The 24,879-nt window shown below is 60.5% G+C and carries 21 protein-coding genes, 1 pseudogene and 1 riboswitch; of the genes and pseudogenes, 7 read left to right on the top strand and 15 right to left on the bottom strand.

From position 1 onward, the window contains the following. Nucleotides 1-21: 21 nt before the first annotated feature. The 3 genes from JL05_RS16225 to tetR all read right to left on the bottom strand — a co-directional run bounded on the left by JL05_RS16225 (nucleotide 22) and on the right by tetR (nucleotide 3,567). Entirely contained in the window at nucleotides 22-2,280 is a 2,259-nt protein-coding gene (locus tag JL05_RS16225; protein ID WP_033632997.1) for a xanthine dehydrogenase family protein molybdopterin-binding subunit, read from the bottom strand. Then, entirely contained in the window at nucleotides 2,277-2,750 is a 474-nt protein-coding gene (locus tag JL05_RS16220; RefSeq protein WP_033632995.1) for a (2Fe-2S)-binding protein, read from the bottom strand. The genes JL05_RS16225 and JL05_RS16220 overlap by 4 nt, the downstream gene beginning before the upstream one ends. Before the next feature lie 175 nt (nucleotides 2,751-2,925). Next, entirely contained in the window at nucleotides 2,926-3,567 is a 642-nt protein-coding gene (tetR, locus tag JL05_RS16215) for a tetracycline resistance transcriptional repressor TetR (protein WP_033632994.1), read from the bottom strand. Between the two features lie 64 nt (nucleotides 3,568-3,631). Between tetR and tet(41) the strand changes: the two genes are divergently transcribed. From tet(41) to JL05_RS16195, 4 genes are all read left to right on the top strand, one after another. Further along, the gene (tet(41), locus tag JL05_RS16210) at nucleotides 3,632-4,810 is read left to right on the top strand and encodes a tetracycline efflux MFS transporter Tet(41) (RefSeq protein WP_064581111.1); all 1,179 of its coding nucleotides are present in this window, start codon (nucleotides 3,632-3,634) and stop codon (nucleotides 4,808-4,810) included. A 197-nt stretch (nucleotides 4,811-5,007) separates the two neighbouring features. Then, nucleotides 5,008-5,964, top strand: a complete 957-nt coding sequence (locus tag JL05_RS16205; RefSeq protein WP_033632992.1) for a sulfonate ABC transporter substrate-binding protein — start codon at nucleotides 5,008-5,010, stop codon at nucleotides 5,962-5,964. 258 nt (nucleotides 5,965-6,222) lie between these two features. Beyond that, nucleotides 6,223-6,957, top strand: coding sequence for a MurR/RpiR family transcriptional regulator (locus JL05_RS16200; protein ID WP_004938065.1), 735 nt, complete (start codon nucleotides 6,223-6,225; stop codon nucleotides 6,955-6,957). Between the two features lie 128 nt (nucleotides 6,958-7,085). Continuing rightward, the gene (locus JL05_RS16195) at nucleotides 7,086-8,522 is read left to right on the top strand and encodes a 6-phospho-beta-glucosidase (RefSeq protein ID WP_031299656.1); all 1,437 of its coding nucleotides are present in this window, start codon (nucleotides 7,086-7,088) and stop codon (nucleotides 8,520-8,522) included. 54 nt (nucleotides 8,523-8,576) lie between these two features. Here the strand turns inward: JL05_RS16195 and dsdA are convergent, their stop codons facing one another. The 6 genes from dsdA to JL05_RS24920 form a co-directional block, all read right to left on the bottom strand. Continuing rightward, entirely contained in the window at nucleotides 8,577-9,914 is a 1,338-nt protein-coding gene (dsdA, locus tag JL05_RS16190; protein ID WP_033632991.1) for a D-serine ammonia-lyase, read from the bottom strand. 108 nt (nucleotides 9,915-10,022) lie between these two features. Then, nucleotides 10,023-10,712 (bottom strand): VIT1/CCC1 transporter family protein, encoded by a 690-nt coding sequence (locus tag JL05_RS16185; RefSeq protein WP_033632990.1) that lies wholly within the window; start codon nucleotides 10,710-10,712, stop codon nucleotides 10,023-10,025. Between the two features lie 26 nt (nucleotides 10,713-10,738). After that, nucleotides 10,739-11,212 carry a VOC family protein gene (locus JL05_RS16180; protein WP_021503735.1) on the bottom strand — a complete coding sequence of 158 codons (474 nt, stop codon included), beginning with the start codon at nucleotides 11,210-11,212 and terminating at the stop codon, nucleotides 10,739-10,741. An 11-nt stretch (nucleotides 11,213-11,223) separates the two neighbouring features. Continuing rightward, complete coding sequence (locus JL05_RS16175; protein WP_004938082.1) at nucleotides 11,224-11,574, bottom strand: DUF1428 domain-containing protein; 351 nt, start codon at nucleotides 11,572-11,574, stop codon at nucleotides 11,224-11,226. Between the two features lie 104 nt (nucleotides 11,575-11,678). Beyond that, nucleotides 11,679-13,121 carry a GGDEF domain-containing protein gene (locus JL05_RS16170; RefSeq protein WP_015377933.1) on the bottom strand — a complete coding sequence of 481 codons (1,443 nt, stop codon included), beginning with the start codon at nucleotides 13,119-13,121 and terminating at the stop codon, nucleotides 11,679-11,681. Between the two features lie 320 nt (nucleotides 13,122-13,441). Next, nucleotides 13,442-13,594, bottom strand: a complete 153-nt coding sequence (locus JL05_RS24920) for a GNAT family N-acetyltransferase (RefSeq protein WP_238545852.1) — start codon at nucleotides 13,592-13,594, stop codon at nucleotides 13,442-13,444. A 229-nt stretch (nucleotides 13,595-13,823) separates the two neighbouring features. Between JL05_RS24920 and JL05_RS16160 the strand changes: the two genes are divergently transcribed. Then, entirely contained in the window at nucleotides 13,824-14,006 is a 183-nt protein-coding gene (locus JL05_RS16160) for a hypothetical protein (RefSeq protein WP_004938091.1), read from the top strand. A gap of 48 nt (nucleotides 14,007-14,054) precedes the next feature. Here the strand turns inward: JL05_RS16160 and JL05_RS16155 are convergent, their stop codons facing one another. Further along, nucleotides 14,055-16,484, bottom strand: a complete 2,430-nt coding sequence (locus JL05_RS16155) for a DUF3772 domain-containing protein (protein ID WP_174435781.1) — start codon at nucleotides 16,482-16,484, stop codon at nucleotides 14,055-14,057. A 449-nt stretch (nucleotides 16,485-16,933) separates the two neighbouring features. Between JL05_RS16155 and JL05_RS16150 the strand changes: the two genes are divergently transcribed. Then, nucleotides 16,934-18,664 carry an ABC-F family ATP-binding cassette domain-containing protein gene (locus JL05_RS16150; protein ID WP_033632987.1) on the top strand — a complete coding sequence of 577 codons (1,731 nt, stop codon included), beginning with the start codon at nucleotides 16,934-16,936 and terminating at the stop codon, nucleotides 18,662-18,664. Nucleotides 18,665-19,002: 338 nt separating this feature from the next. Then, nucleotides 19,003-19,848 carry an inositol monophosphatase family protein gene (locus tag JL05_RS16145; protein WP_033632986.1) on the top strand — a complete coding sequence of 282 codons (846 nt, stop codon included), beginning with the start codon at nucleotides 19,003-19,005 and terminating at the stop codon, nucleotides 19,846-19,848. Here JL05_RS16145 and JL05_RS16140 read toward each other — a convergent pair. The 5 genes and pseudogenes from JL05_RS16140 to JL05_RS16125 form a co-directional block, all read right to left on the bottom strand. Beyond that, nucleotides 19,791-21,167, bottom strand: coding sequence for a cation diffusion facilitator family transporter (locus tag JL05_RS16140; RefSeq protein WP_033632985.1), 1,377 nt, complete (start codon nucleotides 21,165-21,167; stop codon nucleotides 19,791-19,793). The genes JL05_RS16145 and JL05_RS16140 overlap by 58 nt on opposite strands. A 26-nt stretch (nucleotides 21,168-21,193) precedes the next feature. Then, nucleotides 21,194-21,373, bottom strand: coding sequence for a hypothetical protein (locus tag JL05_RS16135; protein WP_004938106.1), 180 nt, complete (start codon nucleotides 21,371-21,373; stop codon nucleotides 21,194-21,196). A gap of 107 nt (nucleotides 21,374-21,480) precedes the next feature. Then, nucleotides 21,481-21,573, bottom strand: a complete 93-nt coding sequence (gene mgtS, locus JL05_RS25405) for a protein MgtS (RefSeq protein ID WP_004938109.1) — start codon at nucleotides 21,571-21,573, stop codon at nucleotides 21,481-21,483. 129 nt (nucleotides 21,574-21,702) lie between these two features. Then, a pseudogene (locus tag JL05_RS16130) lies at nucleotides 21,703-22,725 on the bottom strand (magnesium transporter). A 75-nt stretch (nucleotides 22,726-22,800) separates the two neighbouring features. Next, a riboswitch (M-box (ykoK) riboswitch) is annotated at nucleotides 22,801-22,974 on the bottom strand. 142 nt (nucleotides 22,975-23,116) lie between these two features. Then, nucleotides 23,117-24,736, bottom strand: coding sequence for an ABC transporter substrate-binding protein (locus JL05_RS16125; RefSeq protein ID WP_033632984.1), 1,620 nt, complete (start codon nucleotides 24,734-24,736; stop codon nucleotides 23,117-23,119). Between the last annotated feature and the right edge of the window lie 143 nt (nucleotides 24,737-24,879).

The following is a 24,879-nucleotide window of genomic DNA, read 5'->3' as shown; positions in this document are numbered from 1 at the left end:
GTCCTTGTTCGTTACGGGGGGTTAATGGCCGGCCTGAGCGCGCAGCGCGGCGAGCACCCGCGCCGGTGTGAACGGCACCTCGCGCAGGCGCACGCCGAGGGCGTCAAACAGCGCGTTGCCGATCGCCGCCGCACTCGGCACCGAGGCGGACTCTCCTGCACCCATCGGCGCTTCGTCCGGGCGGTCGATCAGCTGGATATCGACCTGCGGCAATTCGTCAAAGCGCAGGATCGGATAGCCGCCCCAGTCCAATGACGTCACGCCCGACGCGTTGAAGGTCACAAACTCTTTCAGCACCCGGCTGGCGGACTGGATAATGTTGCCGTGCACCTGATGGCGCACCCCGGCCGGATTGATCATCCGGCCGCAATCATGCGCCACGAAGATTTTATCGAGCGTGATCTGCCCGGAAAGGCGATTGACGCTGAGATCGCACACCCAGGCCGCCCAGGCGGCGCCGAAGCCGGGAAATTTGCTGTGGAAATAGCGCGCATAGGCGAAGCCGCGGCCGCTCACCACTTCGGCGCCGGCGGCGCGTGACCGGTGCGCCGGGCCGTCTTGCCAGTTCGCCTGGCGCTTCAGGGCCTCAATCAAGGCCACTGCGCGCGGATCGTTCAGGTAACGCAGGCGAAACGCGATCGGATCCTCGCCGGCGCGCCAGGCCAGCTCGTCGATCCAGGATTCATGGGCAAACACGTTGGGCAGCGCCGAAACGCCGCGCATCCACGAGGCCCGCACGATCGGCGCGGCGTCCTGGCAAATCACCCGCATGTGCGGATACTCGTATTGCGGAATGGCGGTGCGATCGCCCATCTGTTGCACGTCAGCCCGGTTGGCCACCTTGCCGGTCAACACCAGCGGCAAGGTCACCGCATTGTTGGAGGGATAGCTGGTTTTCAACTCGTAGGCCGCCACTCGGTTTTGCGCGTCGAGGCCGCCGCGCACCCGGATCAACTGACCGGTGCCCTTCGGCTCCCAGCCGGATTCCTGTTCGCGCATCAGCTGCACCCGCACCGGGCGGCCGGTCGCCCGCGCCAACAGCGCCGCGTCCGCCGAGACGTCGTCGGCGCAGTTGCGGCCATAGCAGCCGGAGGCCTCCATGCGGGTGATATGCACCTGCTCAGGCGGCAATTCCAGCAGCGTGGCGATATCTTTGCGCAGATCGTGCGGGTTTTGCGTGCCGGACCACACCTGCGCCCGCCCGTCTTTAACCTCCGCCACTGCGCAGGACGGGCCGATCGAGGCGTGCTGATGGTAAGGCCAGACATAGTCCGCCCGCACTTCGGTATGCAGCAATGCCAGCGCGTCGTCCGTGCCCGCATCGTCGCGCAGCACGCGGTCGGTTTTCGGGTTGGCTTCCAGTGCGGCGGGCAGCGCCTCCGGCGACAGGTCCGGCAGGCCGGCCCAGGGTTTCCATTCGGTTTTCAGCCGGCGCATGGCGGCGATCGCCTGCTCTTCGCGCTCGGCCACAATGCCGATGAAATCGTTGATCACCACCAGTTTCACGATGCCCGGCAGATGCGCGATCGAACTTTCATCCACCGACAACAGGCCGCCGCCCAGCGGCGCGCTGCTGTCGGCGCCTGCGTAAGGCGGGCGCACCACCCGGCCATGCAGCATGCCGGGCAAACGCAGATCGTGCACGTAGGTCAGCCCACCGCTCACTTTGGCCGGAATGTCGACTCGGGCAACGGCGCGGCCGACGTAGCGATTCTGCTGTTCACCGTTCAGCGGCACGTTTTTATCCAGCGCCACGTGCAGATTCTGCCCGCTCGCCAGCTGCGCATAGCTCAAGGTGCGTCCCGGATTCTTGGTCACAAACACCTGCCCCGCCGCCGCCGTCAGCTGGTCGGCCGGCAGTTCGAAGGCTTTGGCCGCCAGCGCCGTCAGCATATGCCGCACCTGCGCCGCCGCCTGGCGCAGCGGCACCGACGTCACCTGAAGGGTGGCGCTGGCGATAGTTGGCCCCTGATCCGGCGTGCGTTGCGTATCGCCGAGGATCATCGTGACGTGCTCGAACGGCACGCAAATTTCGTCGGCGACGATCTGCGCCAGCGCGGTGCGAATGCCGGTGCCGAGATCGACGTGGCCGTTGAATGCCGTCACCCGGCCGTCGGCGGTGAGGCTGATAAAACTGTCTACCCTGTCCAGCGGCAGATCGGCAGGCGCTACAACCGCCTCGGCGGCGAAGGCGTTAAACGGCGCGGGCAGCAGGCTGCTGACCATCACCACACCGCCGGCCTGCAACAACTGGCGGCGGGTCAGTTCGAGGCGGCTCATGCTTGCCTCCGCGCAGCCAGCAGCGCGCGGGCGCGTTCGGCGGCGCGCAAGATCTCAAGATGGGTGCCACAGCGGCACAGGTTGTAGGCCAGCTCTTTCTTGATCGCCTGTTCGTCCGCCTCGGGTTCACGTTCGAACAGCGCGACCAGCGTCATGATCATGCCGTTGGCGCAGTAACCGCACTGCGCCGCCTGCTCATCGATAAACCCTTGCTGCACCGGGTGCGGCGTTTCCGGCGTGCCCAGGCCTTCCAGCGTGGTGACGGACTTGCTTCCTACCGCGGCCAGCGGCATTGAGCAGGAGCGAGCGGCGACGCCGTCGATAAGAACGGTGCAGGCGCCGCACTCCCCCAGGCCGCAGCCGTATTTGGGGCCATTCAAGTGCAGATCGTTGCGTAACACGTACAACAGCGGGGTCTCGGGCGAGATATCGCCGAGTGGAACCACCCGGCCATTAACATTGATTTCCATGGTGAAACTATCCCTTAAACAAACGGATTTAATCCGTAACATCACTGCGTCGAATAATTGAGCAGCATGCTAATAATTATCATCAAAAGACTTGATAATGTTAAGGGAATGTAGCCGCCATGGCTTTAACGAAAAGTGGGTATTTTCTATAAATTTCCGATAGATAAACCCGGTTTTATGATTGCATCCCGTGATTATTGGCGTTCGTCAACGCGGCCTCGGCACCGTCGACCAACAGCCGCACGCTGGCTTCGAACAGCGCGTCTGCGCCCTTATCCTGCAAAGTTTCCCAGCCTTCGCACAGCAGCGGGTAACGCTGGCGATCGGCGTCATTCAGCGTATCGTCCGGCTGCATTTGCTGCTCTTCCAGCACCCAGCCTACGACGAAGCGCCCGACGGCGAACAGCAAATTCACCGCGCGTTCAGGCGTCAAGCCCGCCCGGCACAGCAGCGCCACCTTGGCCTCGATAATGGCGAATTGCGGCTCCTGCGGCCGGGTGCCGGCATGCAGACGCGCGCCGTCGCGGTAAGCCAGCAGAGCCCGACGGAAATTGCTCGCATTGGTGACGACCCAATCCTGCCAGGCCATATCGGCGGGCAGCTCTTCACGGTGATCCAACATGATGGTTTCCGCCATCGCTTTCAACAGCTCGGCTTTGTTCTTGAAATGCCAATAGAGCGTGGGAGATTGCACGCCGAGATGTTGCGCCAGGCGACGGGTGCTCAGAGCATCGATGCCGATTTCATTCAGCAGCGCCAGCGCTCCGCGCAGGACGGTTTCACGCGTTAAACGTATCGCAGTATTTTTTTCGCTCATCTCTCTATCACTGATAGGGTAACTATGGAATACTCAATACTCTATCACTGTTAGAGTCACAATCTTGAAAAAACCTATGCTGGTTATTTTGTTGACGGTGTTGCTGGATGCGGTGGGCATCGGTCTGATCATGCCGATCCTGCCGGCGCTGTTGCGCTCGCTGGGTGGTCTTGACGCCGGCAGCGTGCATTACGGCGCCCTGCTGGCGGCCTATGCGTTGATGCAATTCCTGTTTTCACCGATCCTCGGCGCGTTGAGCGATCGTTTCGGCCGGCGGCCGGTGCTGTTAATTTCACTCGCCGGCGCCGCGATCGACTACCTGCTGATGGCGTTCGCGCCGACGCTGGCCTGGCTCTATCTGGGCCGGTTGCTGGCGGGCATCACCGGCGCCAACATGGCGGTCGCCACCGCTTACGTTACCGATATTACTCCTGCCGGCCAGCGCGCGCGGCGTTTCGGCCTGGTGGGCGCGGTGTTCGGCGTCGGCTTTATCGTCGGCCCGCTGCTCGGCGGTTCGCTGGGTGAGTGGCATCTGCATGCGCCCTTCCTGGCGGCGGCGGCGATGAATGCCCTCAACCTGGCGATGGCGTTTTTCCTGCTGCCGGAATCGCGTAAACCCCGCGCCCGCGCCGCCGAGAAAATCCGCCTCAATCCCTTTTCGTCATTGCGACGGCTGCACGGCAAACCGGGCCTGCTGCCGCTGGCTGGCATTTACCTGATCATGGCGCTGGTTTCACAGGCGCCGGCCACGCTGTGGATTTTATACGGCCAGGATCGTTTCGGCTGGAGCATGATGGTGGCGGGCCTGTCGCTGGCCGGTTACGGCGCCTGCCACGCGCTGTCGCAGGCCTTCGCCATCGGCCCGCTGGTCGCGCGGCTCGGCGAACGCAAGGCGCTGCTGATCGGCCTGACCGCCGACGCGCTGGGCCTGGTGCTGTTATCGATCGCCACGCGCGGCTGGGCGCCCTTTGCGCTGCTGCCGTTCTTCGCCGCGGGCGGTATGGCGCTGCCCGCGCTGCAGGCGTTAATGGCGCAAAAGGTGGACGACGACCATCAGGGCGAGCTGCAAGGGACGCTGGCCAGCATGGGCAGCCTGATCGGCGTTGCGGGGCCGCTGGTGGCGACGGCGCTGTATGCCGCCACGCGCGATGTCTGGCCCGGCCTGGTCTGGGCGTTGGCCGCCGCCCTCTATCTGCTGGTGCCGCCGTTGCTGGCGCGTTCGCGCGAGCGTGACGCGGCATAGCGTAGAGATCCCCTTCTCCCGCTTAAGCTCATTTATGGCTAAGCAAGGCATTATTCAGCATAAGCGGGCGCTTTACACGCCACTGCGCCGCTCATTATCATCGCCCTTATCCCGCCGCAGGAAAATTTGAATGCCGTTTCATGACGTTACGCCCAGCGCGTATCGCTATTGTTCACTTCGCCTATCGGAAAATCAGGATGAGAAAACTCACAACGCCGCTGATCGCCGCCCTGCTGCTGGGCCTGTTTAGCCTGCCGGCCGGCGCGCAGGAGAAACCGCAGCAAATCACCATCGGTTACCAGAAAGCCAATATTTTTGCGCTGCTGAAATACCGCGGCACGCTGGAAAAAGCCCTTGAGCCGCAGGGCGTCAAGGTTCGCTGGATAGAATTCCCCGCCGGCCCGCAGATGTTGGAGGGGTTGAACGTCGGCAGCATCGATCTGGCGGCGACCGGCGACGCGCCGCCGGCCTTCGCGCAAGCCGCCAAGGCCGACCTGGTTTATTTGGCGCATTCGCCGCCCAGCCCGAAAACCGAAGCCATCGTGGTGCCGCAGGATTCGCCGATCCGCTCCGTGGCCGATCTGAAAGGCAAACGCGTGGCGTTGAACAAAGGGTCTGACGTCAATTACCTGCTGGTGAGCGCGCTGGAACAGGCCAGCTTGAGCTACAAGGACATCACGCCGGTCTATCTGCCGCCGAGCGATGCCCGCGCCGCCTTCCAGCGCGGCAGCGTCGACGCCTGGGTGATTTGGGATCCCTACTACGCCGAGGTGGAAACCCGCGCCAACGCCCGCCTGCTGAAAGACGCGGAGGGCCTGGTGCCGCACTACACCTTCTATCTCGCCAGCCGCCGCTTTGCCGAAACCTACCCGGACAGCGCCAAACAGGTGATTCAACAGTTCGGCGCGCTGAGCGACTGGGCCAACGAGCATCCACAGGAAGCGGCGGCGATCCTCGCTCAGAGCACCGGTCTGGATCAGGCCATTTGGGCCAGAGCCATCGCCCGCATGCCGTTCGGCAGCCAGCGCATGTCGCCGGAGGTGTTCAGACAGCAACAGCAGTTGGCGGATAAATTCACCGCCATCGGGCTGCTGCCGGTTAAGGTGGATGTCAACGCCGCCCGCTGGTCCGAAGATAAGCCCGAGGCGCCATAGCCTTTGCCGCGCTTTGGCTTTAGAAAGCAGAAACCGGCATTTTGCCGCCGGCATCCGCTGGCCTATGCTAACCCTGTGTGATGAAACGCGTTTTCATGGCATGTCTTCCGGAACGTTTTGCTTTAATTTGTTCGTCGTGAACCCTGGGCCGCCCCTGACTGGTGCGGCTTTTCTTTTTGTTCGGCAGTGTCGGCGGCGGCGAATTTTGCTATGGTAACCCGCAGATAAATGTCCCATTTTCAGCCGCCGGATCGACCCATGTTTACCCATAAAGCAATCGCCGAGCTCAACGCCCTGGAGCTGATGGTTTATAACTACGTCAGCAAACACAAAAATCAAGTGATGTACATGACCATCCGCGAGCTGGCCGAGGCCGCCGGCGTATCCACCACTACCGTGCTGCGATTTTGCAAAAAAATGGGTTGCGACGGTTATTCAGAATTTCGCATCCGTTTCAAACTGTATCTGGAGCAAAGCGATGCGCCGCCGGTCGATTCCGGCATCGGCGAAATTCTCAGTTTTTTTAAAAGCGTCAGCAACGACGAATTTAATCAGTTACTCGATGAAGCGGCGCACCATATCGCCGCCGCCGAGCGGATTATTTTCGTCGGCATCAGCACCTCTGGCGCCTTGGGGAAATATGGCGCGCGTTTCTTTTCCAACGTCGGTAAATTCAGCACCCATATCGACGATCCTTATTATCCCGTCAACAGCGATATGTATAAAAACGCGGTGGCGATCATGTTATCAGTCTCCGGCGAGACCGAAGAGATCCTGCGGCTGGCGAGCCAGTTCAGTCTGCACCACTGCAAGATCATCAGCATCACCAACAACGAAACCTCTTCGCTGGCGCGGCTGGCGGACTTTAATCTCTCCTACCATGTGCCGCAGCATTTGATCGGCGGCCATCACAATATCACCACGCAGATCCCCGTGCTTTACATTATTGAAACCATCGGCAAACGGCTTGGGCATATTAATTCGGCAAAATAAAACAGGCTGTTTTTTTATTGTGACAAATCACTTTGTACGGCGATTTGTTATATCGTGACATTTCTTTCGGTCTTGTTACTCTATTGGCAATGCGAACGTTATTATCCTTCATTAAATAAGATGAGACATTGACGATGAAACAGTTGCCGAAAGATTTTCTGTGGGGAGGCGCGGTCGCCGCGCACCAGGTTGAAGGCGGTTGGGATCGGGGCGGCAAAGGCCCAAGCATCGCCGACGTGCTGTCCGGCGGTTCGCACGGCGTCGATCGCGTGATGACCGACGGCGTGCTCGACGGCTACCGTTACCCCAACCATGAAGCGGTGGACTTCTACGGCCGCTACAAACAGGACGTGGCGCTGTTCGCCGAGATGGGTTTCAAATGCTTCCGCACCTCGATCGCCTGGACGCGCATCTTCCCGAACGGCGACGAAGCAACGCCAAACGAGGCCGGCCTGCAGTTTTACGACGATCTGTTCGACGAGTTGCTGAAATACGGCATCCAGCCGGTGATCACCCTGTCGCACTTCGAAATGCCTTACCATTTGGTGAAAACCTACGGCGGCTGGAAAAACCGCCGGGTGGTGGAATTTTTCGTGCGCTTTAGCGAAGTGGTGATGCGCCGCTACCGCGAGAAGGTGAAGTACTGGATGACCTTCAACGAGATCAACAACCAGAGCAACTACCGCTACCCGCTGTTCGGCTACTGCTGTTCCGGCGTGGACTACACCCAGGAAGACAACCCGGAACAGGCGCTGTACCAGGTATTGCACCACCAGTTCGTCGCCAGCGCGCAGGTGGTCAAACTCGGCCATCAGATCAACCCGGAGTTCAAGATCGGTTGCATGCTGGCCTGCGTGCCGTTCTACCCTTATTCCTGCAAGCCGGACGACGTGATGTACGCCGTGGAGGCGATGCACCAGCGCTATCTGTACACCGACGTGCAGATGCGCGGCTACTACCCAAGCTATCTGCTGCGCGACTGGGAACGCAAAGGGCTGAAGATCGAGATGCAGCCGCAGGACGCGCAGATCCTGCGCGAGGGCTGCACCGACTACATCGGCTTCAGCTATTACATGAGCAACGCGCTGCAGGCCAACGCGGTGGAAGGCAGCGACGGCATGTTCGGCTTCCCGGGCAACGTGCCGAACCCGCACGTCAAGGCTTCCGACTGGGGCTGGCAGATCGATCCGGTCGGGCTGCGCTACTCGCTGAACGTATTGTATGAACGTTACCAGAAACCGCTGTTTATCGTGGAGAACGGCTTCGGCGCCTTCGACAAGGTGGAAGCGGACGGCCAGATCAACGATGACTATCGCATCGACTATCTGCGCGCCCATATCGAAGAGATGAAAAAAGCGGTGATTGAAGACGGCGTAGACCTGATCGGCTATACGCCGTGGGGCTGCATTGACTGCGTGTCGTTCACCACCGGCGAGTACAGCAAGCGCTACGGCTTTATCTACGTCGATAAACACGACGACGGCACCGGCACGCTCGAACGTTCGCGCAAGAAAAGCTTCGACTGGTATCGCCGGGTGATAGCCAGCAACGGCGAACAGCTTTAACCGCACGGCAAACCAATCAGGGGCGATGTTCGCCCCTTTTTACTTTATTGCGTCTTACTCCGCCGTCTGCCCGGCGGCGAGGTACTTCGCCATTTCCGCCGGCGGCACCATGCCGCCGCCGGTCGCCCACACCAGATGCGTCGCCTGCGCCAGGCTTTCCGCGCTCACCCCTTGCCCGCTAAGCTGTTGCGCATTGGCCACCATGCGCCACGGCCCGGCCATGCCCGCCAGGGCGGAGGGTTCCAGCTGGATATGCTCGTGCCTGTCCAACAACCCGAGCAACGCGAACATCTCTTCGTCGCTCAGCGTGTAAAATGCGCTCAGCAGGCGCTCCATCGCCCGGCCGACAAAACCGGAGGCGCGCCCCACCGCCAGCCCGTCCGCCGCCGTGCGGTTGTCGATGCCGAGATCTTGCACCGCAATGCCGTCATGCAACCCGCTGTAGACGCCGAGCAGCATGCAGGGGGAATGGGTCGGTTCGGCGAAAATGCAGTGAACGTGATCGCCGAACGCCAGCTTGAGGCCAAAGGCCACACCGCCCGGCCCGCCGCCGACGCCGCACGGCAGATACACGAACAGCGGATGCTGCGCGTCCACCACGATGCCCTGTTCGGCAAACTGCCGCTTCAGACGGCCGCCGGCCACCGCGTAGCCGAGGAACAGGGTTTGCGAGTTTTCATCATCGATAAAGAAGCAACTCGGATCGTTCGCCGCCTGTTTGCGCCCTTGTTCGACCGCCACGCCGTAATCGTCAGCGTATTCCACCACCGTCACGCCATTGTCACGCAGCTTCTGTTTTTTCCACTCTCGCGCATCCGCCGACATGTGCACGCTGACATCAAATCCCAGGCGGGCGCTGATGATGCCGATGGATAATCCCAGATTGCCGGTTGATCCGACGGCGATGCGGTACTGACGGAAGAACTGACGAAACGCATCGGAACACAGCCGGGCGTAGTCGTCACCGATCTGGAGCAGCCCCGCCTCCAGCGCCAGTTTCTCCGCGTGCGTCAGCACCTCATAGATGCCGCCGCGCGCTTTGATTGAACCGGAAATCGGCAGATGGCTGTCCTTTTTCAATAGCAGACGCCCGCCCAACGCCTGCCCATAGCGCCGATCCAACGCCTGCTGCATGGCGGGGATCGCCACCAGCTCGGATTCGATGATCCCCTTTGTCGGTTGGGTTTCCGGGAAGGCCGCCGCGAGATAAGGCGCGAAACGCGCCAGGCGCTGCTCGGCTTCGGCCACGTCGGCGGCGGTCAGCCCGACATGGGGCAAGCCGGCGGCCAGCGTGGTCGCACGCGGATTGAACCAGGCGATCGGCTCGAGAGCGACCATTCGCTGCAGCAGCGGATGCTGCGCAACCCACGCTTGAATCTGTGATTTTTGCATAAAAGTCCCTGACTGATTTGGCGTTGCCGTCACCATGCCGTGAACGCCGGCGGCTGACAAATGATAAATTCTGAGTTTGAGGTGCACTAGATTGATGCAAGCGCGACGTTAGCCGGCCGTCACGCCAAACAGCAGGCCGACGCCGGAAGAAACCGCCATCGCCAGTGCGCTCCAGATGAGAATGCGCGCCACGCCCGGCAAGATCGGCGCCCCGCCGGTTTTCGCGGCGATGCCGCCGAGAACGCCGAGGGAAATCAGCGCCGACGCCACCAGCGCCGGCCGCGTCCAGGTGACCGGTGCCCACAGCGCCACCAGCAGCGGCAGCAGCGCGCCGAGGGAGAAACTGAGGGCCGACGCCAGCGCGGCCTGCAGCGGCCGGGCGCGGGTGACGGAGGAAATGCCCAGCTCGTCGCGCGCGTGCGCCTCCAGCGCATCATGCGCCATCAGTTTTTCCGCCACCTGCCGGGCCAGCGCCGGATCCAGCCCGCGATGCACGTAGATTGACGTCAGTTCGCGAAACTCCCCCGGATAGTCTTCGAGCAGCTCCGCCTGCTCTTCCGCCAGCGCGGCCTTTTCGGTATCCGCCTGCGACGAGACCGACACATACTCGCCGGTGGCCATCGACATCGCACCGGCCACCCACCCGGCAACGCCGGCGATCATCAGCGCGGAATGCGCGGCGCTGGCCGCCGCCACGCCCAGCAACAGGCTGGCCGTCGAAACGATGCCGTCGTTGGCGCCGAGCACCGCCGCCCGCAGCCAGCCGATGCGTTCAATACTGTGCCGCTCTCGATGCATCCTTTCTCTCCTTCGTTCTCTTTCCGCTAGCCCCGCGCCGCCGCTTCCAGCCCGGCGATGTCGATTTTGCCCATCAGCAGCATCGCTTCCGTGACCCGCCGCACACGAGCGGCGTCGGGATCGTTCATCAACTCCGTCAGGCGCCGCGGCACAATTTGCCAGCACAGCCCCCAGCGATCGCGCAGCCAGCCGCACTGCTCCGCCTCGCCGCCCTCGCTCAAGGCATCCCACAGCCGGTCGACTTCCGCCTGATCGTCACATTCCACCATCACGGAGAAACTGTGGTTGAACGGATCCAGCGACCCGGCTTCGATCGCCGCGTAGCGCTGGTCCCCCAGCGTGAAAGAAGCCAGTTTCACGCTGCCGGCCGGGCCGCTCGGCGTATCCGCCGGCAGGTCGGAAAACCAGTTCACGGACGAACCGGGGATCAGCGCGACATAGCAATTCAGCGCCGCTTCCATGTCCTTTTCAAACCACAGATGTTGCGTAATTCTGGCCATTTGCGCCTCCTTTACGCATCGAGGATCGGCGCGAACCCGCCAAAGATCATGCGTTTGCCGTCAAACGGCATCTCACCGAGCGCCTTCATGCGCGGATCGTTCATCATTTTCTCGTTGGCGGCGTCGCGCACCGCTTTGGAGGGGTACTCTATCCAGCTGAACACCACCACTTCACCTTCTTGCGCCTTCACCGCGCCGCGAAAGTCGGTGAGCTTGCCGTCGGGCACGTCATCGCCCCAACACTCCACGATGCGCGTGGCGCCAAACTCTTTGAACAGCGGCGCCGCTGCGGCCGCCAACCGGTGATAAGCCTCCTTGTTGGCGGCCGGTACCGCCACCACAAAACCGTCTACGTATTTCATCCTGGTATCCTCTTGTCTGATTAAGGATAGTCGGTTCAGCGCGGGCGACGTTGCCTGCGCCCCCTACCAGTTTAGACGGCGGGCGCGCAACCCGGATCGGAAGTTCAGCGCTCAGGATCGTTCGGTGGGTCAGAGTCCGGTGTGGCGACCCGGTTACGGCCGGCGTTTTTCGCTTTGTATACCGCCAGATCCGCCAGTTTGAGCAAGTCGGCCAGGCTGTGGCCGGAACCGCCCGGGCAGGTCACCATGCCGATGCTGACGGTGATCTGCAGCGGATGGCCGGCCGGCATGGTGATCGATTCCGCCTCAATGCGTTGCCGCAGCCGTTCGGCCAACTGCAACCCTTGCTGTGGCTGGCCGAGCGTCGAGACGATAGCGAACTCTTCGCCGCCCATGCGGCCGAACAGATCATCGACGCGCAAATCGGCGGCGATCGCACGGGTAAAGGCCATCAGCGCCTGATCGCCGCCGGCGTGGCCGAAACGATCATTGATCGATTTGAAGTAATCAATATCAAGCATCATGACGCATACCAACTCGCCCTTTTGGTCAATCATCCGCTCGCCGCGCTGCATAAACGCATTGCGCGTCAGCACGTGGGTCAGCGCATCGTGGTTCGCCACATGCTCCAGCGTGCGCAGCAGCGCGCTGCGCGCATAGTTCATGCTGGCCACGGCGATGGGCCCCAGCGCCAGCAGCGCGATGCCCAAACGCATCGATACCGCGTTTTGCAACACCTGCATGTCGAGCGTCGTGCTAAGCAACCCGAAATCGATCGCCAGATGGCACCACAGCACATAAATCAGCACCGCAATCATGGTGCAGAACAGCGAAAAGGACATCGCCAGCCACAGCAGCACCGGCATGGGAAAGATCACCGCCCCGGGGCCGCCGATCAGCACGCTGCAGATCGCCGCCAACGCCAGCAGCGCCAATACCGCCAGTTTTCGTCCCGCGCGCGGCCATTGGCTGCGCTGCGTCACTATGCTGCGGGCCGCGCGCAAGCGATGCCGCCAATCGGCGGGAAACGCCAGAATAAACGGCATCAGCGTGACGTAGTTGGTGAACTCGGATGAGAACCACAGTGCCAGCGAGGTCAAATAGGGCCTGCCGAACAGCCACTGCGAGGCCGCCGCGCCCACCAAACCGGTCGCGGCGGCGGCGGCCAGGCAGATGCCGAACAGGTACATGCTGGAGGCGCCACGCTGCAGCATACGCGCCGGCGGCGACAGCCGCATGTACAGCAGATACCCCACCACCACGCCGGTCAGATTGGCGGCGTTCAGCAGCAGCGCCTTTTGCAGCGAACTGCCGGTCAGCAGGTCCGCCGCCAGATAACCCAGCACCGCCATGCCCCAGCCGGCGCGCGTGGCCCACTGCGGGCGGCGCACCAGAAACGCCAGCAGTACGGCGTTTACCGGCCAGAATATCGCCAAAAATCCGACGGGGCGGCTCACGATGCCCAACAGGCAAACCGCGAACACCAACAGAAAGACGGTGAGTGCGGGCCAAATTTTCCGGGCATCGGACAACGAGGTGGTTTGCATCTTGGATCCAGAGACTTCTGCTGCGTAAGGTGACAATCTGTTCGTGTCACAACCGTCGACGATGAGGAGAAGATAAGCGGCCGACTCGCCTATTATTGCCAGTTTTGCCGGCCCGGACATCTGTTTATTCATCTAGGAAAAATATATTTGTGTATCAATATATTGACGACACCCGCATGCCTGGCGCAGAAACGGCTAAATCGGACGCTTCACTTTGAACATTTCACGCCTCATTCGGCCTGTTACCGGTAAAAACCGCCGTCTTTTTCCTCATAAGCAAAATAAGATTTTGCTATGTGGGGTTGTTTTTTCATCCCGCGTCAAAACGCCTTGCGATACATCACAAAACCGGGGCGCTCCGCCACCTTGTCGTACAGCCGCATGGCGATCTGGTTGGTTTCGTGGGTATTCCAATAGACGCGCGACAATCCCAACTGCTGCGCGCGCTCGTAAACCGCCGCGATCAGCGCCATAGGCCGCATACCAGATGTGCGCGCCGTCGTGTTTGACAAAGCCCTGCCTGGAACCGGGCGGCAACGGCGGCGCGCCCTGCGCGGCAAAGCGGGTCAAATCGTCGTCGGTTTGCACCTTTCTCCCCTCATTCGCCGAGGTTGAGCATCAATACGGCATCCAGGGAGTATAGTTCGCAGCGGCAAGCGGTGCCGTTCGCTTTCCCGGCATATACTTAAAGGAGGAATCGCAATGGAGGACGGTGAGATGAAGAAGATAATTCTCGTGTTTTTGACGTTGATGCTGAGCGGTTGTATCGGCGGAGGCGGCGGCCCATCGAATGCGCCTTCGGCATCGCCAAATGAACCTTACACCTGCACCAAATCCAGCGCCAACAGCGACTGCTCGCAATCGGTGGAACCATCGATGTACTAGCCGCGCTCGGCGGGCCGTCGCTTAACGGCCCGCCGCCTCAAACCGGCACTAGGAGGAGTGCTCCTCTTCATTGGCCTGATATCGCGTCGCCTGCTGCTTCATAAACACCACTTCCTGCGGGCTGGACAGGCTCACTTCCTGCGCGCGCAGCAGCTTGAGGATATTGAACAGCAGTTCACTCTTGGTGGCGCCGACCATGCGCGGGCTCGGCACATAGCCGGTCACGCTCAGGATAATGCCGTCTGGCCCCAGTTGGCTGAAGCGCACGTAAGGCGCCGGCGTGTCCAGAATGGTTTCGTACTCGTTATAGGCGCTGAGCAAGATATTGCGCACCTGCTCCGGATCGATCGAGGTCGGGAACGTCAACGCGATGGTCACCACGCCTTGCGCGTTGCCCATGGTGGCGTTACGCACGTTCTGCGAGATCAGCTGCGAGTTCGGTACGATCATGGTGGAGCGGTCGCTGAGCTGAATTTCGGTAGCGCGCACGTTGATGCGCCGCACGTCGCCTTCCACGCCGCCGATGCCGATCATATCCCCGACCTTCACCGGGCGTTCGGTCAGCAGGATCAGGCCGGAAATAAAGTTCTTCACAATCTCCTGCAAACCGAAACCGATACCGACCGACAGGGCGCTGACGATCCACGCCAGGTTGCTCCACTGGATGCCCAGCGCTGCCAGGGTGATCAGAATCACCAGCACATAGCCGATATTGCTGAACAGCGTCACCAGCGAGGCGCGGATGCCGACGTCCGAAATGGTTTTCGGCAACAGCTCAGAACCGAGCCAGCGCCGTACCGCACGCAGAATGTAGATGCCGATCGCCAGGCAGATCACGGCGTTGAGCAGGTTGCCGGGCACGATGTTGAAACGCTGCAGCCCTTCGCCGGTCAGGATGGAGACGATTTTCTCCATCAGCGAGCCCGGCGTGGTGCTGCCAAACGAGCCGTTGAACAACGCGACGATCATCAACAGCAACAGTGAACATTTGGCCAGCGCGGTGGTGATGATCGCCACCTGCTCCAGATGGCGATCCTTGAAGCTGAGCGTTTTCTTCAGCATTTTGCCGCTGACGGTTTGCGGCGAAAACAGCGCGGCGCACAGGTCGGTGGCGAACAGCACCATGAAGTAGAACGCCATCAGCACCAGCACCACCCAGATCAGCTGGTAGGTCAGGAAACGGGCGAAGGCGATGTAGCCGATAAGCAGGGAAAGCAGGATCACCACCGAACACACCAGGGTGACGATGTGCACCAGCCCGCCGACCAGCGTGCGTTTTTCCAGGTGCGCACCCTGCTGCTCCAGACGGCGACGAATGCGCTGGCCGCGCAGCGGCGCCGCCAGCAGCACCATGCCGATCAGCCCCGCCACCAGGCCATTGCCGAAGATGGTGGTGGCCAATGAGGCGCTGACGACGTTGTTGATCAGCTCCACGGTGCCGAACGCCAGCGCCAGACCGGCCAGCAGCGGCGAGAAGTAACGCAGCCCGGCGGCCACTTCATTGTCCAGCGCAGCCAGACGCCACGACGGACGATTCAGCGACAGCGCCGCACGCCCCAACCCGGCGATCAGCGCACAGAAAATCCCCAGACGGTTAAAGCCTTCGGCGAAGTCTTCCAGCATCACCGGCAGCGGCTGCACGCGGACAAAGACGTAATACAGAAGATTCAGCGCGATCGAGGTGGTGATCACCGTCACCGCCACGGTGACGATCGCCATGAAGCTGCGGCGCAGGCGCCCGTCCGGCAGGAAGCGAATGCTGACCCAGGCGAGGAAACGCTCGGAGAAATAACGCCCCCAGGACCAGACGATCACCGCCAGCGCCAGCAGCGCCAGCGAACCGTAACGCCATTCGTCCTGCCAACTGGCGTCCCAGGCCGCTTTCATCTCGGCATTGAACTGGTCCAGCCGCTGCACGTCATCCGCTGACGGCTGCACCACCGGCGTCCAGAATTTGACGCCCAAAATGCTGCCGGTGTTCAGCGCCAGCTGGGTTTTGAACGCCACCCGACGCAGATCGCTGATCTGCTGGCCCAGGTCGAAGGCGCTGGTCTTGATGGCCTGCGCGCGTTTTACCGCATCGTCCAGCTGCTTCTTGCTGTTGTTCAGCGCATTGCGTTGCTGGGCGACGGCCGGGGTTTCCGGCAGCGCGCCGGCCGCCGGGGCCGGCCCCAGCACGTCCAGCTGCGCCTGCAGTTTTTCCTGCACCGGCTGCAGATCGGCGGACAATTTATCCATGCTGGCGACCAGATCGTCCGTCGCCAACCGCAGTTTGCTGAGCTGGGTGTCGGTCGTCGCTTTGGAAACCAGCTGCTTCATGCTGTCCAACTGCTTTTGCGCGGCTTTCAGCTGCGTAGCGGGATCGGGCGCGCTTTCGGCGGCGGGATCATCCTGGGGGGCGGCGACGGCGGCGAACGGCGTCAGTTGCATACCCAACAGCAATAATAACAACAGCAGGAACGGGCGAGGCTTTAACATAAATTCAGTGCTCAGCATCATTATCTGATAGACAGACGAACAGGCGGCGGATGAACCGTCGCTTAACCATAAACGCTAATTATAATAGCTGCTTAATGTCGGCCGAAATACAGTAATTATTCCCATTGTGTGCCACGCGCCCGCGCTCACCTTAGCTTGCTGATTATTCAGGCGCTTTTACACTGGCGATACGGCATGAAGCGCTCTATAATCCAGCCACCGATTAACCTGCAACCAATAAAAGGAGACTTACTATGCTGACGTGTGAATTGGTTTTTCACTCACACTTCTTTGGTAATCGTCGCCGCTCAAGCATTACCGGTATCGCGCTGCGATAACCCAGCTTGAGCGAAGCTTACTAAATCCAGGATCTTCCCTCCGGCTTACCGGGTTGTCGTCAGCAATGTTTGACGATAGGCATTGTCATGCCTGTAACTCTTGAGTAAGCAATGAGCACATTACTGTCTGCACAATCTGTCGGTTACGACAACGCGTTCGGCGTCCTGCTGAGCGAGATTTCCTTCAGCCTGAAAAAAGGCGACCGCATCGGTTTGATCGGCGATAACGGCTGCGGCAAAAGCACCCTGCTGCAAATTCTCAGCGGCGACCTGCCTGCGCACACCGGATCGGTGACATTGTCACATCAATGTCTGATGGCGCGCATTGAGCAGCATCTGCCGCCGGAGCTGCACGCCAGTACCCTGCTGGATGCGGTTCTGGCGCGGCTGCCTACGGGCCAACACCTCAGCGAGCGCTGGCGCTGCGAAGCGCTACTGGCCGAGCTGGGGTTTGAACCAGAGAGCTGGACGTTGACCGCCGGCACCCTCAGCGGCGGCCAGCATACGCGGCTGCTGTTGGCGCGCGCGCTGATCCGCCAACCCGATCTGCTGCTGCTCGACGAACCCAGCAACCACCTGGACCTGCCCACGCTGCTGTGGCTGGAACAGTTCTTGCGTAACTGGACCGGCAGCTTCGTGCTGGTGTCGCACGATCGCTACCTGCTCGACCAGGTAACCAACTGCACCTGGATCCTGCGCGACAAAACGCTGCAGTTCTTCCGTTTGCCCTGCTCTGCGGCGCGCACCGCGCTGGTGGAGCAGGACGCCGCGGACGAACAGCGGCGCCACGCCGAGCAAAAGGAAATCGACCGGGTGGAAAAAAGCGCCAAGCGCCTGGCGATCTGGGGCAAGGTCTACGACAACGAAGATCTGGCGCGCAAGGCCAAGCAAATGGAGAAGCGCGTCGATCGGTTGAAGGAAGAACAGACCACCCTGACCGCCGGCAGCCCGTGGCGGCTGCGGCTGCAGGGAGAAGCGCTGGACGCCGATCGCCTGCTGGCGCTGCCGCACTGGGCGGTGCGCCCGGCGCCGGATGCGCCGGTGCTGTTCAGCCTGGAACATCTGCGCGTGAAAAGCGGCGATCGCATCGCCATCGTCGGGCGCAACGGCTGCGGAAAATCGTCGCTGTTGCGCCTGCTGTGGCGCGAGTATCAGCAACAAACGCAGCGCCCGGCGCTGTTCCATCCGCGCGTGCGCATCGGCTATTACGATCAGAGCCTGCAACAGTTGCGCGATGAAGACACGTTGAGCGAAGCGCTGGTGCAGTTTGCGCCTCTGACCGAGGAACAGCGGAAAATGGCGCTGATCGGCGCCGGGTTCCCTTACCTGCGCCACCATCAGCAGATCCGTTCGCTGAGCGGCGGCGAGCGTTCACGGTTGCTGTTTGTCGGCCTGACGCTGGCCAACCATTCGTTGCTGCTGCTGGACGAGCCCACCAACCACCTGGATATGGCGGGCAAAGAGGAGCTGGCGGAAACGCTGCGTCAGTTCCCCGGCGCCGTCATGCTGGTCACCCACGATCGGATGCTGATCGAACAGAGCTGCAACCGCTTTTGGCTGATAGACCAACAAAAACTGGAGGAGTGGCACGATCTGGCGCCGGTGTACCAGCGTCTGGCGGGTGAAACGCCGGCGCTGCCGACGGCGCACGAGGCCAACGCAGACGCCCCGACGCCAGACCCGCAGTTGGAAGGCGAAGAGGCGTTGCTGACCGCCCTGTTTGCCCTCGAAAGCAAACTGGAGGCCGACCTGGCTCGTAAACCGAAGCATCAAAAACCGGCGCTTCAGGCGCGTTGGCGCCGCGAGATTGCCGACATCACCGCCCGGTTGCATCTGGGCTAATCTCACAGGCCGCCGCCCGGCGGCCTGTCAGGCTATTGACAAAGAGGGGAAAAAGCGTGGTTTTTCCCCTCTTTGTGGCGATCGGCCGAAAATCAATAAATTGATTTTCCTTGTTTTTTATTCGGTGCTCTCTGCCAACCCGGCAAGGGTATAAGGTTTGTCATCAATCTCACAGGCCGCCCGGCGGCCTGTTTTTTCCTCTTAGTAAAAACCGCGTGCCGCCGGCGGTTTGAGACTCGACACGCTGCGCTTTTCTTATCCGCAGCGCTGAGCGACACATTACTTTCATCATTCTCTGGCAGGCTACTGCCATTCTTTTTTTCGTTATCAGGCACTCCATGACGTCACTCTCTCCACGGGACATCGAGGCGCGCTACCGCTTCGCGCGTGAGATCGCCCGCGCCGCCGCCGATCTCGCCTTCAGCTTTTATCAACGCCGGCAAAGTCTGGCCGTCGAGTTTAAACAGGGCCTGCAGGACGTGGTCAGCGAAGCCGATCGCTGCGTCGAGTCGCTGATCCGCAGTATGATCAACCGTCGGTTTCCCCAGGACGGGTTTCTCGGCGAAGAGAGCGGCGGCAGCGGCGATAACGCCGCCTGCCTTTGGGTGGTCGATCCGATTGACGGCACCGCCTGCTTCCTGAACGGGTTGCATACCTGGTGTATCGCGATAGGCGTGGTGATCGACGGCGAGCCAACGATCGGCGTGGTCTACGATCCCAACCACCGCGAGATGTTCCGCGCCTGCCGCGGCCAAGGCGCCTTCCTCAACGGGGAACCGATCGGCGTGCATGCCGGGCGCAGCGTCGCGGATGGCGTGATGGGCGTTGGGATCTCACCACGCGCTTCGGCGGCGGAATTCAGCGGCTTTCTCTGTCGCCTGCTGCAGGCGGGCGGCATGTTCGTGCGCAATGGTTCCGGCGCGCTGATGACCGCCCAGGTGGCCGCCGGGCGCCTGCTAGGCTATTACGAACCGCATATGAACGCCTGGGACAGCCTGCCAGGGCTGGTGCTGACGCGCGAAGCCGGCGGCGTGGCGAATGACTTTATGCACCACAACGGGCTGCGATGCGGCAACCCGCTGCTGCTGGCCAACGCGGCGCTCTATCCGCAATTGGCCGAGCTGATTCAAACGCCGGGCTTGATCGGCTCGACGTGCCCTATCGCGCGTGAGATGGCCGGATAAAACGCGCGCAGCCGCCGCTCGACCCGATCGACCGCATCGTGCGCGGCGGCGATGGTTACCGCCGGCGACACCCGGCAGTGGAAGTTGACGATGATGCCGCCGTCGGTTCTGCGCGCCCGGATGTTGTGCACGTCTTGTACCTTATCTCCCTGCTCCAGCGCCGACTGCAAAATCAGCCGGATATCGGCCAGCTCGGCGGCGGAAACATCCTCGCTGGCCAGCCAGTGCGGCGTCTGCGGTTCCAGATGGGTCTCTATCTCGGTGTCCTCGCCGATCGCCTGACGCAGGATCCCTTCTATCTCCGTGGCGATATCATGCGCCTGCGCCACGCTGGCGTTGGCCGGCACCGCCAGATCCATGCCGATCGCCATGCGCGTCGGCAACTGCTGCAAGGTGACGTTTTGCACCTGCGCGCCGTGATTGGCGGCGATCGCCCGAATGCGCGTCGCCATGTCTTCGTCGCTGCGGGTCTGTGGCACCGCGATGACGGTAAACTCCGCCTTGGCATACTGCTCCCGCAGTCGTTCGACGATTTCTCGCTTGAGTGCATCGATGCGCTCCAGCGGCAAGGTGCGGCACACCGCCAGCGTGATCTCGACAAACAGTACGGCGCCGGCGTTGCGAATGCGCACGCTGTCGCAGGCCAGCACCGCCGGGAAGCTGTCCAGCGTGGCGCGAATCGCCTCGGTGGCTCCGGCGGGCGCGGCATCCATCAGCGAGTCGAAGGAGCGTTTACCAAGTTTGATTGCCGCGACAAAGATAAAACCGGCGACGATCAGCGCGGCGATGGCGTCCGCACGGCCAAAGCCCAGCAGCACAAACACCATGCCCAGCAGCACCACGCCGGACGAAAGCATGTCGGAGAAGAAATGCAGCGCATCCGCTTCCAGCGCCGCGCTGTCAGTCGCTTTAGCGACGCGGTTGAGCGCCCGCACGCGGAAGAAATCGACGCAGATGGAAATCAGCAGCACCGCGATCACCACCGGCGCCGCGACGATCTCATGCGGCTGCCCAAACAGGCTGCTGCCCGCCTCGTAGACGATCCAACCGGCGGCGCCGAGCAACAGCAACACCTCGAACAGCGCCGCCAGGTTTTCCACCTTGCCGTGGCCGAAGTGGTGATCGTCATCGGCGGGTTTATCGCTGATGCGCACCGCCAGCCAGGTGATGCTGGTGGCGATAAAATCGGTGAAAGAGTGGATCCCTTCGGATATCAGGCCAATACTGCCGGTAAAAATGCCGGCGACGAATTTGCCCGTGGCCAGCAACCCGCTGGCGATCATCGAGTTTCTGGCCACGGCCTGTTTTTCATTTTGCATGATGCTGCTCACATTCGGACGGTGATTTATTTTTTTACTTTAGAGGATAATTGCCAGACAAAGGCGATCAGCAGCATACTGCCAGAGAAAGTCAGCATGAGGCTAGTAAGAAAATTGGATTTTCCGGTGGAATAAAAATAAATCTCATTCACCCCCACCGAAATCATTAAAATGGCGTAGAGCAATCCCAGAATAAGAATCGTCATTATTATCAACTCCCGTATCAGGCCGCGCGTTCAGCGCGCCGCTAAATCCTCCCCATAATAAATAGCGGTTACGGGGAGGATGCATCTAGGCGGATCTTTAGCGTTCATCAATCATCCCATTTGGTGCTCATATAGGCCGCCAACAGGCCTAGTGAGCTGATCATTGCCAGGAATCCCATAAAAATAGTCATGTTTCCCATTATTTTGTCCTCAGGTTAAATGTTATCGATAAAATCCCCTTGCGTTAAATATCGGGGTTGGTCGGCGTCCATGGTTTTTAACGTCCTCCTCAGGTTTGTCACATTTCCGCCCTTTACGGGCGGAGCGGTTTAAATACCCAAAACGTGCTGGGCGATTTTGAAATAAATAATCAGGCCGGTGCCATCGATAAAGGTGGCGATAAACGGCGCCGACACCACGGCAGGATCGATGCCGAGACGTTTCAGCAGCATCGGGATGATCGACGAAACAATGGCGCTCCACACGGTGATCGCCACCAGCGACAGGCTGACCACCAGCGTCACCTCCATGCCGACGCCCATGATCCAGGCGCGCACTCAGGCCGCCAGGCCGATGGTGACGGCGATCAGCAGCGAGGTCGTGACCTCCTTGCGGATCACCGCGCCCAGGTTGCGCAGGCTGACCTCTCCCAGCGCCATGGCGCGCACCAGCGTCGAGGTGATCTGGGTGCCGCTGTTGCCGCCGGTGCCGATCAGCAGCGGGATAAAGAACGCCAGCGCAATCGCCGCTTCAAGCTGATCTTCAAACGCTTTCAGTACGTTGCCGGTGTAGGCTTCGGCCACGAACAACATCAGCAGCCACACCGAGCGTTTGCGCCACAGCGCCCACGGGCTGGTCTCCAGATAAGGCTTGTCCAGCGGCAGGCTCGCGCCTTGGCGTTGTGCATCCTCGGTGTTTTCATCCTCGACCAGCCGGGCGATCTCACGCTCGCCCAGTACGCCGACCAGCGTGTTATTGGCCACCACCGGCACCACGTCCAGCCCCCCTTTGCCCAGCAGATGCGCCACGTCGTTACGGTCATCGTCGGGTGAAACCTGGAAATAGCTGTAATCCATCATTACGCCGACGGCTTTATCCTGTTCTTCGCACTGCAACAGTTTTTTCACCGACAGTGTGCCGCGCAGATGATAATCGTCCGCGGTAATAAATACCCGGCTGGGAATTTCGTCCGTTTTGAGCTGCGAAAGTAAATATTCCCGGGCATGATTGACCGTCATCGTTGCGGGAACGGTAATAAAATCGGCGTTCATATAACCGGCGACCGAAGTCTCGTCGAGAGTTTCAGTCGCGTTCAGCGCCGGAGAAGAATAGTGTTGATGTGACTTGATCATTTTGTCAGTCCCTATTTCTGTTGTGAACTTCAACAGCGAATCGCATAGGGGCGTAACCACAGAGGGAGTGCAGACTGCCTATCTCCGCGTCCAGGTTTTAGCACTATACAACGTATCCGAGTTGTTGCTCGGAAGTTACTTTGGGCTGAACCTTAATCCGATAAAGCCTGTCTTAACCTTGGGCATCTCTCGATGTCGTCAGATCAGTAACCTGTGTTTGTATAGGAGCCTCGCCAAACGAGATACTGCATATAAACTACCGGCGCAGTATAGGCGTTGTTCTATCCGGCGGGAAGAAAAGATTGCCCGTCGTTTATGGAGTATTTAGGATAATGTTAATTAAACGGCCATTTATAAAAACGGCTGATATAAATCAGCCGTTTTTTATTTTTCAGTGTTCGAGAATGTAGACGTTTTTATCGTATAAGGCGCCCTGACGAGTAAAGTCGATCCCCTTCACGTAAGGTTTGATGAGCGTGGCGTTGGCTTCGTAGTACACCGGCGCGACCGGCGTATCGACGGCCAGCACCGCCTCGGCCTGCTGGAAATATTGCTGCACCAGCTGCGGTGTCGGCGCCGCCGTCGCCTGATGCAGAATGCGATCGTACTCCGGATTGCGGTATTTGGGGCTGTTCTCGCTGCTGTCGGAACGGAACACGTTCAGGAAAGTAGACGGATCGTTGTAATCCGCCAGCCAGCGGGTAAAGGCCACGCCGTACTGCCCGCGGTTGATATTGTCCAGCGTGACTTTGCGCTCCTGGCTTTGCAAGGTGGCCTCTGCGCCAAGGTTCTTTTTCCACATGGCGGCGGCGGCGATGACGATCTTCTTGATGGTGGCGTCGTTGCTGTACAGCACGGTAAAGCGCAGCGGATGCTCGGCGTTGAAACCGGCCTGCGCCAGCAGTTGCTTCGCCTGGGCGTGGCGTTGTTCCGGCGTCAAACCGGCCGCGGCGCCGGGCTGCAGGCTATAGCCGCCCGCCCCGGTTGGGGTAAAGGTCCAGGCCGGCTGCTGGCCGTATCCCAACACTTTGCCGGCGATAATCTCTTTGTCCAGCGCCAGGTTCAGCGCCTGGCGCACCCGCACGTCGTTAAACGGCGCCTGGCGGTTGTTGAAGGCGAAATAGCTGGTGGAGAGCAGCGGATAGGTCACCAGCTGTTGCTCGCCGAGCGTTTTTTTCAGCTGCTGATACAGCTCCGGCGGCGTGGTATACCCCAATTCAACCTCACCGGCGCGAAAACGCGCCACTTCAGGGAAGCCCTGGATCGGCAAGAAGGTGACCTTGTTGAGCACGGTATTGGCGTTATCCCAATACTGCGGGTTACGTTCCACCACCACCTTTTCGTTCACCACCCACTGGCTGAGGCGGAACGCCCCGTTGCCGACAAAGTGCGCCGGCTGCGTCCAGTTTTTGCCGTACTGCTCCACCACCTTGCGGTTAACCGGCAAAACCGGGAAATGCACCAGTTGCTTGAGCAGATAGGAATTAGGCTCCGACAGCGTCACCTGCAGAGTGTGCGCATCCAGCGCCTTGACGCCCAGCTCGCTCGGCGGTTTGCTGCCGGCGTTGATCGCCGCCGCATTCAGCACGTAGGCCGAAGCCAGATAGCTGCCGTACGGCGAGGCGGTTTTCGGATCGGTGAGGCGCCGCCAACTGTATACAAAATCGTCGGCGGTCACCGGATCGCCGTTCGACCATTTGGCCTGCGGCCGCAGATGGAAAGTCCAGACGTTGCCCTGATGCTCCCACGTCTGCGCCAGTGCCGGGATCACTTCACCGTCTTTTCCGACGCGCAGCAAGCCTTCGAACAGATCGTTGAAGATGTAGAACTCCACATTGCTTTCGGCCAGGTTTGGATCCAGCGTCGCCGGTTCATACCCGTTGGCGCGCACCAGTTCTTGCACCGCCGCCAGTTTAACGCCTGCCGGCACCTCGGCGGCATGGGCAGCCGTAGCGTTAAAAGCCAGGAGGATTAAACCAGCCAGTTTCTTGCCATTAAATGAATATTTCACGTCGATATCCCTGATTAGTGTTTTATCGCGTTTAATATGCAATGAGGCAGTGGAATAAATTAAATCATTAATCGCTATGAGTCATAACCAAAAGCGGTGTTGAATTTCTTTCATTATCAAAGAAGTACTGGCGACAGAACGAT

It is taken from the genome of Serratia nematodiphila DZ0503SBS1, from assembly GCF_000738675.1.
GTDB lineage: Bacteria > Pseudomonadota > Gammaproteobacteria > Enterobacterales > Enterobacteriaceae > Serratia > Serratia nematodiphila.
This window is presented reverse-complemented; position numbering and strand designations above follow the sequence as displayed.

Bases quoted from the DNA above. Each gene is read 5' to 3' on its own strand.
- tetR (WP_033632994.1), bottom strand. From the start codon at position 3,567: ATGAGCGAAAAAAATACTGCGATACGTTTAACGCGTGAAACCGTCCTG.
- JL05_RS16185 (WP_033632990.1), bottom strand. From the start codon at position 10,712: ATGCATCGAGAGCGGCACAGTATTGAACGCATCGGCTGGCTGCGGGCG.
- JL05_RS16155 (WP_174435781.1), bottom strand. From the start codon at position 16,484: ATGTTAAAGCCTCGCCCGTTCCTGCTGTTGTTATTATTGCTGTTGGGT.
- JL05_RS16225 (WP_033632997.1), bottom strand. From the start codon at position 2,280: ATGAGCCGCCTCGAACTGACCCGCCGCCAGTTGTTGCAGGCCGGCGGT.
- JL05_RS16150 (WP_033632987.1), top strand. From the start codon at position 16,934: ATGAGCACATTACTGTCTGCACAATCTGTCGGTTACGACAACGCGTTC.
- mgtS (WP_004938109.1), bottom strand. From the start codon at position 21,573: ATGGGAAACATGACTATTTTTATGGGATTCCTGGCAATGATCAGCTCA.
- JL05_RS16160 (WP_004938091.1), top strand. From the start codon at position 13,824: ATGGAGGACGGTGAGATGAAGAAGATAATTCTCGTGTTTTTGACGTTG.
- JL05_RS16145 (WP_033632986.1), top strand. From the start codon at position 19,003: ATGACGTCACTCTCTCCACGGGACATCGAGGCGCGCTACCGCTTCGCG.
- JL05_RS16205 (WP_033632992.1), top strand. From the start codon at position 5,008: ATGAGAAAACTCACAACGCCGCTGATCGCCGCCCTGCTGCTGGGCCTG.
- JL05_RS16180 (WP_021503735.1), bottom strand. From the start codon at position 11,212: ATGGCCAGAATTACGCAACATCTGTGGTTTGAAAAGGACATGGAAGCG.
- JL05_RS16220 (WP_033632995.1), bottom strand. From the start codon at position 2,750: ATGGAAATCAATGTTAATGGCCGGGTGGTTCCACTCGGCGATATCTCG.
- dsdA (WP_033632991.1), bottom strand. From the start codon at position 9,914: ATGCAAAAATCACAGATTCAAGCGTGGGTTGCGCAGCATCCGCTGCTG.
- JL05_RS16175 (WP_004938082.1), bottom strand. From the start codon at position 11,574: ATGAAATACGTAGACGGTTTTGTGGTGGCGGTACCGGCCGCCAACAAG.
- JL05_RS16135 (WP_004938106.1), bottom strand. From the start codon at position 21,373: ATGACGATTCTTATTCTGGGATTGCTCTACGCCATTTTAATGATTTCG.
- JL05_RS16200 (WP_004938065.1), top strand. From the start codon at position 6,223: ATGTTTACCCATAAAGCAATCGCCGAGCTCAACGCCCTGGAGCTGATG.
- JL05_RS16170 (WP_015377933.1), bottom strand. From the start codon at position 13,121: ATGCAAACCACCTCGTTGTCCGATGCCCGGAAAATTTGGCCCGCACTC.
- JL05_RS16140 (WP_033632985.1), bottom strand. From the start codon at position 21,167: ATGCAAAATGAAAAACAGGCCGTGGCCAGAAACTCGATGATCGCCAGC.
- JL05_RS24920 (WP_238545852.1), bottom strand. From the start codon at position 13,594: ATGGCGCTGATCGCGGCGGTTTACGAGCGCGCGCAGCAGTTGGGATTG.